We start from the raw sequence: 14,626 nt of genomic DNA, 5'->3' as shown, positions 1-14,626 counted from the left end.
TGAAAGATTAAAGATTAGATTTTAAGTGACTTAAGGGGATTTTTTTACCGCTAAGGTAATCTTCAATACATTCTAGGACTAAAGGGCTGCGTAATTGCGCTGATTTTGCTTTAATTTCTGCTAAAGTAAACCAATGGCACGCTATAATTTCTTCATCTTGTGGTTGGCATGATACTAGCGATTCAAGCTCAATAACAAAACAAAAGCGTAAATAATACAGGTTTAACGATTGCCGATAATAATAGTAAATTCCGCAAAGGTGATCAGGCGAATGGCTTAATCCGGTTTCCTCTTGTAACTCTCGCATGGCGGCAGTCATTAAGCTTTCATCGGCTTCTAAATGCCCAGCAGGTTGATTATAAACTGTTTTACCCTGCTCTATTTCTTCAACCAAGAGAAATTTATCTTGGCAGGCAACTACCACAGCAACCGTGGTGTTAGGTTTGAATTGTTCGCTGCCGTGGGAGTTTGCTATGAGTGTGTTTGATACTAAGCTATCCATGATTTACTCTTTTATAATGACCATTACTAATGCCATCTAAGGTCCATTCACCGATACGATAGCGAATTAACCTCAGGGTTGGAAAACCGATGTGAGCCGTCATTCTTCTTACTTGACGGTTTTTTCCTTCTTGTATGGTTATCTCTAACCAGGTCGTTGGGATCGCTGCGCGTTCTCTAATGGCCGGAACACGCGGCCAAATGTTAGGCTGGGCTATTATCTCGATTATAGCGGGCTTTGTCAGGCCATCTTTTAATTCAACGCCTTGGCGAAGTGCCAAAATATCGGTTTCTGTTGGTACGCCTTCAACTTGCGCCCAATAGGTTTTATCTGTTTTTTGGCTTGGATTAGCGAGTTTATGCTGAAGTTTTCCATCATTGGTCAATAAAAGTAGTCCTTCACTGTCTCGATCAAGACGACCGGCCGCGTAAACATCTTTAACGTCAATGAAGTCTTTTAGTGTTTTTCGATTCTGATCATCAGTAAATTGGCATAATACATCAAACGGTTTATTAAAAAGCACGATTTCTGGCTTAAAATTAACTGGTCGTACCTTTTTGGTTTTTTGCTTATGTTTTCTTGTAACTGTTTGATTTTGTTTTATTGTCACTAATTTTCACCTTGTGAAATATAGACTAGTAATAATTCATCTATTTTAATGCGCTCTGAATTCCGATACTATTCGCGCGAAAAATATATCTCTTATCGATAAAATGAAGAGCCATTCAATTGCAAATGACCATTCATTTTATCGATAAATGGCAAATCAGCAAAGGATTTTTAAATGACCACAGATACATCAAAAATTATTTATACTATTACCGATGAAGCACCAGCTTTAGCCACGCATTCTTTTTTGCCTATCGTAAAAGCATTTGCTGCGTCTTCTGCTATCGATGTTGAAACTCGCGATATTTCATTTGCCGGTCGTATTATAGCTAACTTTCCTAAATATTTAACTGCTGAGCAGCGGATGGACGATGCTTTAGCTGAGTTAGGCGAATTAGCCAAAACACCTGAAGCTAATATTATTAAGTTACCGAATATTTCTGCGTCTATCCCTCAGTTGCAAGCAGCGATTAAAGAACTGCAAGCTAAAGGTTATAATTTACCTAATTATCCTGAAGAGCCGCAAAATGAAGCTGAAGAGTCGATTAAATTCACTTACGCTAAAGTGCTAGGTTCAGCGGTTAACCCTGTGTTACGAGAAGGCAACTCAGATCGTCGCGCGCCTAGCTCAGTGAAGCAATATGCGCGTACTAATCCGCATTCAATGGGCGCTTGGTCACCTACGACTAAATCACACGTAGCACATATGCAATCAGGTGATTTTTACGGTAGTGAGAAATCAGTAACTATTGATGGTGCAACCAATGTTAAAATTGAATTTATCAGTAATAATGGTGATGTAACCTTATTAAAGGAGCATTTGGCGTTATTAGATAAAGAAGTCATTGATGCTTCACTGATGAGCAAAAAGGCACTGGTTGACTTTTTTGCTACTGAAACTGAAAAAGCAAAGTCTGAAGGTGTTTTACTTTCTCTACATTTGAAAGCCACGATGATGAAAGTGTCTGACCCGATTATGTTTGGTCATGCTGTTAAAGTGTTTTACAAAGATGTTTTTGAAAAACACAGTGCTACTTTTAACCAATTAGGTGTTGATGCCAATAACGGTATTGGCGATGTGTATACGAAAATCGGCCGTTTATCAGCGCAAAAGAAAGCTGAAATTGAAGCGGATATTGCGGCGGTATATGCCACTCGTCCTGAACTAGCTATGGTTGATTCAGACAAAGGCACTACCAATTTACACGTACCAAGCGATGTTATTATTGATGCCTCTATGCCAGCAGCACTACGTTCGTCAGGAATGATGTGGGCGCCAGATGGTACGTTAAAAGAAACCAAATTTATGATCCCCGATCGTAACTACGCTGGTGTATTTTCTTCTGTTATTGATTTTTGTCGCGAAAATGGCGCCTTCAACCCAACAACTATGGGCTCAGTACCTAATGTTGGCTTAATGGCGCAGAAAGCGGAAGAATATGGCTCACACGATAAAACATTTACTATGTCCGGTGAAGGTAGTATGCGTGTTGTTGACGAGAATGGCACAACGCTACTAGAACATGCAGTGAGCGAAGGCGATATCTGGAGAATGTGTCAAGCTAAAGACGCGCCGATTCAAGATTGGGTGAAGTTAGCGGTAACTCGTGCTAGAGCAACAAATGTTCCAGCGATATTCTGGTTAGATGAAAACCGTGGTCATGATGCACAAATGATCAAAAAAGTTAATACCTACCTTGCTGATCATGACACTACGGGCTTAGATATTCAGATTATGGAACCGGTTAAAGCCTGTGACTACACTTTAGCGCGCGTCGCTAAAGGTGAAGACACGATCTCAGTGACGGGTAATGTATTACGTGATTATTTAACTGACTTATTCCCTATTTTAGAGCTTGGCACTAGTGCAAAAATGCTCTCTATTGTGCCATTAATGAATGGTGGTGGTTTATTCGAAACAGGCGCTGGCGGTTCAGCGCCTAAGCACGTGCAACAGTTTGAAAAAGAAAATCACTTACGTTGGGACTCATTAGGTGAGTTTTTAGCATTAGCGGCTTCTTTAGAGCACTTAAGCATCAAAACGGGCAATACTAAAGCAAAAGTGTTAGCAGATACTTTAGATATAGCAACGGCTAAATTTTTGCAAGAAAACAAATCACCTTCACGTCGTGTTAAGGAACTAGATAACCGCGGTTCTCATTTCTATTTAGCGATGTATTGGGCACAAGCACTAGCAGAACAAACAAGCGATGAAAGCTTGAAATCAAGCTTTGTTGCTGTTGCTCAAGCACTGACTAAACAAGAAGCCAAAATTGTTGCAGAACTTAATACTGCTCAAGGACCTAGTATGAATATTAATGGTTATTACTTTGCTGATACAGCATTAGCCGAAAAAGCCATGCGTCCAAGTGCGACATTGAATACAATTTTATCGAATTTACTCTAAGCGTAATTTATCAGTAAACTTTGAAAACTAGGCGCTTGCCTAGTTTTTTTTTGCCAAAATTTTAACCATTAAAGTGAAAGTCTCATTGCTGGTTATGGCATTATTTTTGATAAAAGTTTGCATTTTATTTATACAAGCGTTTTAATTATTCATATTGATGATTTTCATTATCACGATTTCAGTATTAGTGTCATTACCCTTTTTCTATTATTTTAAGATTCAGATTAAAAAATTAGCAAACATCTATTTTATCAGTAAATTTTGGAGAGCTCATATGTCGAACCATGTAAATATTCCTAGTGAAGGTGCTAAAATTACTTCAGAGCAAGGTTTGTTAAAAGTACCTAACAATCCTATTATTCCTTTTATTGAAGGTGATGGCATAGGTGTCGATGTAACCCCCCCTATGATGAAAGTGGTTGATGCTGCTGTGAATAAAGCTTATGGCGGAGATAGGAAAATTCATTGGATGGAAGTGTATGCTGGAGAAAAGGCAACACAAATTTATGACTCAGAAACTTGGTTGCCCGATGAAACTTTAGCCATGTTCAAAGCATACAAAGTCGGTATTAAAGGCCCATTAACCACACCCGTTGGCGGCGGTATGCGTTCATTGAATGTTGCCTTGAGACAAATACTAGATTTGTATGTGTGCCAGCGACCGGTTCAATGGTTTACTGGCGTACCAAGTCCAGTTAAAAAACCTAGTGAAGTAGACATGGTGATTTTTAGAGAAAATTCTGAAGATATTTACGCGGGTATCGAATATCAAGCGGGCAGTGATCAGGCTAAAAAAATGATCAAATTTTTAACTGAAGAAATGGGTGTTACAAAAATTCGTTTTGAAGAAAATTGTGGTATTGGAATCAAGCCTGTTTCTAAAGAAGGTACACAAAGATTAGTTAGAAAAGCTATTCAATACGCTATTGATCACGACAGAGAGTCGGTTACTTTGGTACATAAAGGTAATATCATGAAGTTTACTGAAGGGGCCTTTAAAGAATGGGGTTATGAATTAGCCCGAGAAGAGTTTGGCGCTGATCTTTTAAATGGTGGTCCTTGGTGTAGCCTTATAAATCCTAAAACGGGTAAAGAAATCATTATTAAAGATGTTATTGCCGATGCGATGTTACAGCAAATTTTATTACGTCCAGCAGAATATAGTGTTATTGCTACCTTAAATTTAAATGGTGATTATTTGTCAGATGCCTTAGCGGCACAAGTTGGTGGCATTGGTATAGCACCAGGCGCTAATTTAAATGATGAAGTTGCTATCTTTGAAGCAACACACGGTACAGCACCAAAATATGCTGGACTTAATAAGGTTAATCCTGGGTCAGTTATTTTGTCTGCAGAAATGATGTTACGACATATGGGCTGGACAGAAGCTGCTAACCTATTATTAAAAGGGATGTCTGGTGCGATCAACGCTAAGACAGTAACTTATGACTTTGAGCGTTTAATGGATGATGCGACATTGGTGACTTGTTCTGAATTTGGTGATTGTATTATTGATCAGATGTAAATTTAACACATATATAAACCGAAAATAGATTATAGGTAGAGTCAACATGTTTTATTACCGATAATCACTAACCATAAAAAAACACAGCCAAGTTGCTGTGTTTTTTACTTTAAGCCAAAAAGTAACTTAACTTAATTTAGTTGTCTGATTCTATTTCTGATGGCGTAATGCTTGCTGCGTGATCTCCTTTTGGCCCCCCATTTAATTCGTAGTTTACATCCTGTCCCGCTTTTAATGTACGGTATCCTTCCATTTGAATCGTTGAATAATGAGCAAAAATATCTTCACCACCATCCTCTGGACGAATAAAACCAAACCCTTTTGCATTATTAAACCACTTAACTGTACCGTGAGCCATACTTCAACATCCTTCTAAAATCATCGGTAATTAGGTATGCTTTATCTAAAGCATTCTTTAAAGTATTCTTTAAAGTATTAGTATTAACTTTAGGAGACTAAAAAATAGCCACCAAAGTAAATCGTAGATAATAAATAGAAATAGTCAAATGTTATGTTATGATTTTTGACATTTTTAGTTATTATTTTTTTCAAATCTTAAAGCAAAAATTTAACTGACAGACTAATATAGAATTATGAGTAAATGGAAAGAGTTAATAGACGATCAAAACGTTCTTGATGATGAGGTTGTTGAAAAATTTCAGAAACCCCCAATGTATACAGTAGTGTTATTAAATGACGACTATACTCCAATGGACTTTGTCATTGATGTGTTGTGTAAATTTTTTAACATGAACTCGGAGCAAGCAACAGAGATTATGTTAGCGATTCATTATAAAGGGAAAGGGCGTTGCGGTATTTTTACTGCTGAAGTAGCTGAAACGAAAGTTGATCAGGTGTTAAGTTACGCAACAAGCAATGAACATCCGCTTAAATGTACTATGGAAAAAGTGTAAAAACGCAAGATTTAAATTGGAGTAACCTATGCTGAATAAAGATTTAGAAGTATCGTTAAATATGGCTTTTCGTCAGGCTAAAGAGTCTCGCCATGAATTTATGACGGTTGAACATTTATTGTTGGCGTTGTTAGATAATCCATCATCCATTGAGGCTTTAAAAGCCTGTGGCGCTGATATGGCAAACTTAAGAAAAGAACTGTTAGCCTTCATCGCCGATACGACCCCAGTTATTCCCTCCGGTGAGGAAGAAAGAGAAACTCAGCCAACGTTAGGTTTTCAGCGCGTATTACAACGGGCCGTTTTTCATGTCCAGTCATCGGGTAAAAGTGAAGTTAATGGTGCGAATGTACTCGTTGCAATATTTAGTGAACAAGAATCGCAAGCCGCTTATTTTTTAAAGAAATCTGATATTAGTCGCTTAGATATTGTTAACTTTATTTCTCATGGTATTGCGAAAATTGAACAAGAAAATAGTCATAACGAAGAGCAAGCGCCGGCAGGTGAGGAAGAACCACGCACAATTGATAACTTTGCTACTAATCTTAATGAAGAAGCCTTGAAAGGTAATATAGACCCACTAATAGGGCGCGATAACGAACTAGAACGTACATTACAGGTACTAAGTCGCCGCCGCAAAAACAACCCTTTATTTGTTGGTGAAGCAGGTGTTGGCAAAACAGCGATAGCTGAAGGTTTAGCTAATTTATTGGTTTCTGACAAAGCGCCAGAGTTTTTAGCTGATGCAACTATTTACTCTCTTGATATGGGCGCATTATTAGCTGGGACTAAATACCGTGGTGATTTTGAAAAACGCTTTAAAGCCTTATTAAAAGAGTTAGAACAAGATGGCAACGCAATTCTCTTTATTGATGAGATTCACACCATTATAGGTGCGGGTGCTGCGTCTGGTGGTATGTTAGATGCCTCAAACTTGCTAAAGCCTTTACTTTCATCAGGTAAGTTACGTTGTATGGGCTCTACCACGTATCAAGAGTATCAAAGTATTTTTGAAAAAGATCGTGCATTAGCTCGTCGTTTTCAAAAAATAGATGTTGTTGAACCCAGCGTAGACGACACCACGAAAATTTTGCATGGTTTGAAAGATAAATACGAAGCGCATCATGGCGTTCGTTACACTAATAGCGCCTTAAGGGCAGCGGCACAGCTTTCTGCAAAATATATCAATGATCGATTTTTACCTGATAAAGCCATTGACGTTATTGATGAAGCCGGAGCGCGTCAACAACTCGTTGCCGCAGATAAACGGAAAAAAGTGATCGATAATACCGACATTGAAAATATTATTGCCAAAATGGCACGTATTCCTGAAAAGTCAGTGTCGTCATCAGAGATAGATAGTTTAAAAACACTCGACCGTAATTTAAAATTGGTTGTTTTTGGTCAAGACCATGCTATTGACGAATTAACCTCTGTTATTCGCTTGTCGCGAGCAGGTTTAGGCAATGAACGTAAGCCTATTGGTTCATTTATCTTCGCTGGCCCAACAGGGGTTGGTAAAACAGAAGTTACCCAGCAATTAGCTAAAGTGCTGGGCGTAGAACTGCTGCGATATGACATGTCTGAATATATGGAAAAACATGCCGTAAGTCGTTTAATTGGAGCTCCTCCAGGTTATGTTGGTTATGAACAGGGTGGCTTATTAACTGATGCAGTGATTAAAAACCCCCATGCCGTTGTGTTGTTAGATGAAATAGAAAAAGCACATGAAGATGTTTACAACATATTATTACAAGTTATGGACCATGGTACCTTAACCGATAATAATGGCCGCAAAGCCGATTTTAGAAATATTATTTTAGTGTTAACAACTAATGCAGGCGTAGCACACACTGTAAAGCAATCTATTGGCTTTAAACAACAAGATAATAGTTTGGATGCTATGGACGAAATAAACAAAGTATTTTCGCCCGAGTTTCGTAACCGCTTAGATAATATCGTGTGGTTTAATCACTTAGGTGATGAAGTTATCCAGCAAGTTGTTGATAAGTTTATTGTCGAACTGCAAGTTCAACTTGATGAAAAGAGTGTTTCGTTAGAGATAACTAAAGATGCTAAGAAGTGGATGGCAATTAAAGGTTATGACAAAACAATGGGTGCACGACCTATGGCTCGATTGATTCAAGAGCAGTTGAAAAAACCATTGGCAAACGAGTTGCTTTTTGGTGAGCTAACACAAGGTGGCGTAGCTAAAGTCGCGGTGAAGAAAGACAAGTTGGTGATTAACTATGAATCAAAAAAAGAATTAGTTGAACACTAGGCTTTGATGCTTAAGCCCCTACATCTTTTTAGCGTATCAAGGTTCTTTCACGTTAATGTGAACACGTAAGTACCGAAAGGGACGCCGGTACTGTCGGCTTACTGATAATTGATCACTTGCTTAATGTAGCGGGTATTAATTTTCGTCTGGAACAAAAAACTGACTGTTATTATCAAGCATAAAAAAACCGAGCAAGCTCGGTTTTTTGTTATTACTTAATTGGCGTTAATTAAATTTTAGTTATAAATAGTCGCTTTACTAAGATATTACTAAAGCGCATCTAAAACTGAAATAATTAATTTCTATCTAGCACGGAAGATAATACGACCTTTAGATAAGTCATATGGTGTTAATTCAACAGTGACTTTATCGCCAGTTAAAATACGAATGTAATTTTTACGCATTTTCCCAGAAATATGAGCAGTAACAACATGACCATTTTCCAATTCAACACGGAACATAGTATTTGGCAAAGTATCTAAAACAGTACCTTGCATTTCAATATTTTCTTCTTTCGCCATTGGGCGCCGAACCTCTAAATTAGTGCATAAACAAAAAGCTGCGCAGATAATGCCGAATTGCAGCGCTAATGTAAAGCTATAGTGTTATTTATTTACAGTTTGCCATTGATTTTCGACCAATATTTGGTGGGGATGGTAACGGCTTTTGTAATTCATTTTACTGCATTGCTCTATTTGGTAACCAAGGTAGAGAAACTCTCGTTTAAGTTCAGCTGCAATTTCAATTTGTTTTAAAATTGAAAAAACACCAAGCCCCTGTTTTCTGTAGCTCGGGTGATAAAAGGTATAAACCGCTGATAAGCCATTAGGAATGTCATCGGTTACGGCAACACTGATTAATACTTGCTCATGCCAAATTTCAATATAGTATGGCTCAGTAATATTGTTATGGGTAAAACTTTGAAATTGTTCGTTTGATGCTGGAAACATACTGCCATCGTGATGAATAGTATTAATGTATTGTTCATACAGTGGGTAGTAGTTTTCTTTAACTTTTTTACTTAACGTAACCTCAAAGAGCTGATTACTTTTTAATAGGCGTTTTTGGCTTCTTGAGGGCTTAAAGTCTTGAACTGGCACACGTAGCGATTGGCATGCTTGACAAGCAATACAATGGGGACGATAAATATCATTACCACTGCGCCTAAAGCCTTGCTGCATTAGCCAACCATAATGTTCACGATCATGCAGGATGTCATCAACAGCGATTAATAAGCGCTCTTCCTGTTCAGGCAGGTAATTACAAGGAAATGATTTTGTAATACCTAGTTTATAATTTAAACTCATTAATACTTTACCCGTAACTGAATTTTTAGATGAAATATAATCATTGCAAAGCAATGTGACTTAATCATTATAGCAATTTTGTCGCCGAGTGATGGTGAAATATAATACTTAATGGACTAAATAATTAGCCACGATTCAACGAGAATAATTAGTGCGATTCAAGGCGAGTTATTAATCACTAATTGGCCGTTTATCGTCATCTTGGTAATTGTTCACTACATTTATAATCATTGAGATCCTGGTGCGAAAAGGTGGCATGAGTAAGGTTTTTTATGTCGAGGTAAACTAATAGAGCAATGTAGAACTATATTATTGATTAAGAGCAAGTATATGTTATGGCAGAAAAAAAGTTTACTCGGGAGAACGTTTAACAGTCAGTAATGGATATTTTTATTATAGGATACTGTTACAGAAAAAAGACACAAGTAGCTAGTGCTAGTCAAATAAGGTGATCTTCAGGTTGCCCAATAGTCGTTGTGGATTTAAATTACAACGAGAATAATAAGTAGGGTAGTTGTCTTGAAAAATGCTTAATATTAGCCATTATAAATAGCTGGCATGGACATTGTTTATCTAGTTTAACAACAGATTTTAGTTAGAGTAAATTAGCCTCTTTTAAGACTAAATAGGCATTCTCGAACGCGCCCAGTTGATAGTATGCTTCTGCAAGTATTCGCATTAACTCCACTTAATCACGTTGCATTTTATAAGACTTTACAAATAAAATGGTTTCCAGAAGCAAGGTTTGACACGCTTGAAATTCTTTGTTGTGACATAAGAGACTGGCCGTATTTTTACGAACATGTATTTTTACCCGCTCTGAAGTACTTGCATCAGCAGCAATAATAGCTTTGTTTAAATATTTTTTTCTTGTGAGTGATTTTCTAAGATATTTTGATACTCTGATAGCCAAGCTAATGAAAATGCTTGATTGAGCTTATTGTTGTCTTTTAAGGCCCAGCGATAAGACTTCAGCGTTAACTTACTTGCTTCGTCTCAAGCTTGAGTCTCTTGATATATTCGCCCCAAATTATAATAATCAACCAATAAATAATGAGCGCTATTAACTTTTTATAAATATCATTGGCTTTACCTTGGTATTTTTTAGCTATTCCTATATTACCCAGGCTTTTACTTACGGTGCTAAATCGCTGAAGTATTATTGCTTTATCACAGACGCTAGGCAAAAGCTCTTTTTACTAAGGCGGCTACCTTATAATTTGATAAATTTGGTTGTTCTGCTTTGATAACGGCGATATTTGCAGTGGCAAAAAATGTTTTAAATTTTCCGCGCTGATAATATCCTCTCGATTGGCTAATCAGCACTCTAGTGTGCCAAGGCTCAATTAACAAACCTGTTGCTAAAGCCAACTTTGAATATTTAAGAATACTTTTAGGTTGGTTAATAACGTAAGCGATATCAGATTGCATGACCATTAGTTTCGCTTTTAAAGTCATAGGTATGTCTGGATCTGCTAATAAAGTTTCAATTTTGCAGAATACTGCTTTTGGATTAACAGTACTTTGTTGGCTAAACTTTTGCGCAATGTCAGCAATGTCTAAAGCTAATGCAAAGTTTGAGTGAAACACAACTAAGATTAAATATAACCAATAAAGATTTTTCTCAATTATTTATCCTGAATTAAAGAGTCATGCCAGATCAATCTTTTATTTATTAGAAACTTAATATCAAATTTAAGTCGCTATAAAGACTTATAATTATATTAAGTAGCAGATTATTTAAACAGCATGCCTTTAGCTAGTCTTTAGAGCAATTTCATTAAATTATTGCTCGCTTGTGCTGATCAAAATACATCACGGCTTTGGTGCTCTCAATCACAATAATTAGCTATCGCTAATTGAGCATCTTGCCTTGATTTACTGATGAGTTTAACTTGTGGAATACTTTTGATTTTATCTAGGTAAACTATAGAATAATAATTAACGACAATGTTATAAGTGGGTATTTTGGCTCAGACTAAAGTTAGTGTCCTAGGTTGCCAAAAGTTGACCGGCGGAGCGATAGCTTTTGCCGCTACTTGCTGGGTAATAAATTGTTCTCTGGATACTTCAATACAACCCATTGACGCTAAAAAAGGATTCAACATTTGACAGTCAATAAGCTCAATACCTATTGATTTTAGTAGCACAGCTAAATATACCAAGGCTACTTTTGAGGCATTGCTTTGTCGGTAAAACATTGATTCACCTGAAAAATAGCCGTTAACGGCCACACCATACAATCCACCCACTAATTGCTCATTTTGCCAGACTTCAATCGAGTGGGCCTTACCTTGAACATGCAGTTTTTTATAAGCTGATAGCATTGGATTAACAATCCAAGTCTCCTCACAGCGAAAGGGTGCATCAGCACATAGCTCAATAACCTGCTTAAAATCTTTATTGAGTGTTACACTAAAAATTTCGCGCTTAAGTATTTTTTGTAGTGTTTTATTAATATTAAGCTGAGCAATATTAATAATCCCCCGTGGATTTGGACTCCACCACATAACTGGATCGCCATCACTAAACCAAGGGAAAATTCCTAGTTGATAGGCTTGAATAATTCGTTGTGGTGATAAGTCATCACCGAAAGCAAGTAGGCCGTTTGGTTCATCTAAGGCGTTAGATAAATCAGGGAAAGTTGAGCTATTCGAAGATAACCAAGGAATAGCTCGTGTCATTGACTAGCGACTACCTTTTGCGTCGAGGAAACGCTCGGCATCTAGTGCTGCCATACAACCAGAACCAGCTGAAGTAATGGCTTGACGGTATATATGATCAGCAACATCGCCGGCCGCGTAAACACCTTCAACACTGGTTTGTGTTGCATTACCATTTGTACCACTTTGAATGGTTAAATAGCCGTTTTTCATCTCAAGTTTATCGTTAAATATATCAGTATTTGGCTTATGGCCAATCGCGATAAAAACACCCATAACATCAATTTCTTCGGTAGCATCTGACTTCATGTCTTTAAGTCGCAAACCTGTTACACCCATATTGTCACCTAGTACTTCCTCTAACGTACGATCCAGGTGTAATATGATATTACCGTTGGCGACTTTATCCATCAAACGTGTGATCAAAATCTTTTCTGAGCGAAAGGTATCACGACGGTGAATTAAGTGAACTTCAGAGGCAATATTTGACAAATACAAGGCTTCTTCAACCGCGGTATTACCGCCACCAACAACTGCAACCTTTTGATTTTTATAGAAAAATCCATCGCATGTTGCACAGGCAGAAACACCTTTACCCATAAAGGCTTCTTCAGAAGGTAGCCCTAGGTATTGCGCTGAGGCACCAGTACAGATAATAAGTGCGTCACAGGTATAATAGCCAGAATCACCTTTTAATTTGTACGGTTTCTCACTAAAGTCAACTTCACTGATGTAATCAAAAATAATTTCAGTGTCAAATTTTTCCGCATGTTTTTGCATACGGTCCATTAATGCTGGGCCTGTTAAGTCATCAGCATCACCGGGCCAATTTTCTACTTCGGTGGTAGTGGTTAATTGACCACCTGGTTCTAAACCTGTGATCATCACAGGTTTTAAATTTGCTCGTGCAGCATAAACAGCTGCGGTATATCCTGCAGGGCCTGAACCCAATATGAGTAACGGGCAATGTCTTGCTTCGCTCATGAACTACTCCAAAAAATAAAATACGTTGATATGACAATGGTTGGGATTCTAAGTGATTATCTCAAGAGAGCAACAAAGAAATAATTATAATTAATAACTTATTTTGTAAAACTGCCAGGCTATTTTTACAAATGGCCCATAGATTTATATTCTTGGCGCTATTAGAGTGACTAATAAAAAAGCCGCTATTAACTAGCGGCTTTAAGTATTTTATCTAGTAAGGCCTATAACGTCACTATAGCGTCTTCTGGTCTAACATACTGATAACCTAATACATCTGCAACAGGCTTATAAGTGATTTTTCCACCTAAAACATTCAAACCAGCCATTAAGTGTACGTCATCAAGCATTGCTTGTTTAGCACCCTTATTTGCTAAGGTAACTGTAAATGGCATAGTAGCATTGGTTAAAGCCAGAGTTGATGTTCTTGCGACACCACCAGGCATATTAGCGACACAGTAATGAACAACACCATCAACCATATAAGTTGGGTCTTGGTGAGTAGTTGCTTTCGATGTTTCAAAACAACCACCTTGGTCAATGGCAACGTCAACAACAACAGCGCCTTTCTTCATCATTTTAATGTGTTGTGCCGTAACCAATTTAGGTGCTGCAGCACCAGGGATCAATACTGCACCAATAACTAAGTCAGCTTCAACAATAAGCTGGTCCATAGCATCAGCCGTTGAGTAAACTGTTTTTAAGCGGCCATCAAACTCTGTATCTAACTGGCGAAGACGAGGCAAAGAGCGATCTAAAATGGTTACATCAGCGCCCATACCAACGGCCATACGGGCTGCTTGAGTGCCAACAACGCCACCACCAATAATAAGTACTTTGGCAGGTGCAACACCAGGTACACCACCTAATAATGCGCCCAAACCGCCTTGTGCTTTTTCTAATGCGTGCGCACCGGCTTGAATAGACATACGACCGGCCACTTCAGACATGGGTGCTAAAAGAGGTAAGCCACCGCCATGTTGAGTCACTGTCTCGTAGGCAATACAAGTAGCGCCAGAAGCGACAAGCAGTTCTGTTTGTTTTGGATCTGGGGCTAAATGTAAGTAGGTAAATAGTACTTGGCCAGGGCGAAGCATTTTACACTCATTGGTTTGTGGTTCTTTTACTTTGATGATCATGTCAGCAGTAGCAAAAATTTCTGCTGCGGTATCAATAATTTTCGCACCAGCGGTAATGTATTGTTCATTATCAAAACCGATTTCTGCACCACCATTGTTTTCAACGATAACGTCGTGGCCATTTACAACTAATTCTTTAACACCTGCTGGAGTTAGTCCAATACGGTATTCGTGGTTTTTTATTTCTTTAGGTACGCCAATAATCATAGCTTTATCTCTGCGGTAAAATATGAAGCTAGTATAATGACTTTATAGCGGATTAACCTGTCGTTTTTCTCGATAAATTAGGGTATAA

At 37.9% G+C, this 14,626-nt stretch carries 13 protein-coding genes; 4 read left to right on the top strand and 9 right to left on the bottom strand.

Annotated features, from left to right (window positions below):
• Positions 1-7: 7 nt before the first annotated feature.
• The gene (locus H4J46_RS00990) at positions 8-502 is read right to left on the bottom strand and encodes an NUDIX hydrolase (RefSeq protein ID WP_182231727.1); all 495 of its coding nucleotides are present in this window, start codon (positions 500-502) and stop codon (positions 8-10) included.
• The gene (locus tag H4J46_RS00985) at positions 495-1,106 is read right to left on the bottom strand and encodes a pseudouridine synthase (RefSeq protein WP_182231741.1); all 612 of its coding nucleotides are present in this window, start codon (positions 1,104-1,106) and stop codon (positions 495-497) included. Before H4J46_RS00985 ends, H4J46_RS00990 begins: the two co-directional genes overlap by 8 nt.
• Positions 1,107-1,286: 180 nt before the next feature.
• Here H4J46_RS00985 and H4J46_RS00980 point away from each other — a divergent pair, with 180 nt between their 5' ends.
• Complete coding sequence (locus tag H4J46_RS00980; protein ID WP_182231726.1) at positions 1,287-3,518, top strand: NADP-dependent isocitrate dehydrogenase; 2,232 nt, start codon at positions 1,287-1,289, stop codon at positions 3,516-3,518.
• 274 nt (positions 3,519-3,792) lie between these two features.
• Complete coding sequence (icd, locus tag H4J46_RS00975; protein WP_182231725.1) at positions 3,793-5,043, top strand: NADP-dependent isocitrate dehydrogenase; 1,251 nt, start codon at positions 3,793-3,795, stop codon at positions 5,041-5,043.
• 136 nt (positions 5,044-5,179) lie between these two features.
• Here the strand turns inward: icd and cspD are convergent, their stop codons facing one another.
• Positions 5,180-5,401 carry a cold shock domain-containing protein CspD gene (gene cspD / locus H4J46_RS00970; protein ID WP_182184695.1) on the bottom strand — a complete coding sequence of 74 codons (222 nt, stop codon included), beginning with the start codon at positions 5,399-5,401 and terminating at the stop codon, positions 5,180-5,182.
• A gap of 235 nt (positions 5,402-5,636) precedes the next feature.
• On the opposite strand from cspD, the gene clpS reads away from it, so the two are divergent.
• Positions 5,637-5,957 (top strand): ATP-dependent Clp protease adapter ClpS, encoded by a 321-nt coding sequence (gene clpS, locus H4J46_RS00965; protein WP_182136791.1) that lies wholly within the window; start codon positions 5,637-5,639, stop codon positions 5,955-5,957.
• Positions 5,958-5,985: 28 nt separating this feature from the next.
• Positions 5,986-8,238, top strand: coding sequence for an ATP-dependent Clp protease ATP-binding subunit ClpA (clpA, locus tag H4J46_RS00960; protein ID WP_182231724.1), 2,253 nt, complete (start codon positions 5,986-5,988; stop codon positions 8,236-8,238).
• A 302-nt stretch (positions 8,239-8,540) separates the two neighbouring features.
• Here the strand turns inward: clpA and infA are convergent, their stop codons facing one another.
• From infA to ald, 6 genes are all read right to left on the bottom strand, one after another.
• A complete protein-coding gene (infA, locus tag H4J46_RS00955) occupies positions 8,541-8,759 on the bottom strand; it encodes a translation initiation factor IF-1 (protein ID WP_011043571.1) in 219 nt (72 codons plus the stop codon).
• A gap of 84 nt (positions 8,760-8,843) precedes the next feature.
• A complete protein-coding gene (locus H4J46_RS00950) occupies positions 8,844-9,545 on the bottom strand; it encodes an arginyltransferase (protein WP_182231723.1) in 702 nt (233 codons plus the stop codon).
• Between the two features lie 1,179 nt (positions 9,546-10,724).
• Positions 10,725-11,135: a hypothetical protein gene (locus tag H4J46_RS00945; RefSeq protein WP_182231722.1), complete on the bottom strand. Its 411-nt coding sequence runs from the start codon at positions 11,133-11,135 to the stop codon at positions 10,725-10,727.
• A 383-nt stretch (positions 11,136-11,518) separates the two neighbouring features.
• A complete protein-coding gene (gene aat, locus H4J46_RS00940; protein ID WP_182231721.1) occupies positions 11,519-12,229 on the bottom strand; it encodes a leucyl/phenylalanyl-tRNA--protein transferase in 711 nt (236 codons plus the stop codon).
• 3 nt (positions 12,230-12,232) lie between these two features.
• Positions 12,233-13,192 (bottom strand): thioredoxin-disulfide reductase, encoded by a 960-nt coding sequence (gene trxB / locus H4J46_RS00935; protein WP_182231720.1) that lies wholly within the window; start codon positions 13,190-13,192, stop codon positions 12,233-12,235.
• A 224-nt stretch (positions 13,193-13,416) separates the two neighbouring features.
• A complete protein-coding gene (gene ald / locus H4J46_RS00930; protein ID WP_182231719.1) occupies positions 13,417-14,538 on the bottom strand; it encodes an alanine dehydrogenase in 1,122 nt (373 codons plus the stop codon).
• Positions 14,539-14,626: the final 88 nt, after the last annotated feature.

Origin of the sequence: Colwellia sp. MB02u-6 (assembly GCF_014077095.1) — a bacterium.
Taxonomy (GTDB): domain Bacteria; phylum Pseudomonadota; class Gammaproteobacteria; order Enterobacterales; family Alteromonadaceae; genus Cognaticolwellia.
The sequence above is the reverse complement of the archived record's forward strand: the minus strand, read 5'-3'. Positions and strand labels throughout refer to the sequence as shown.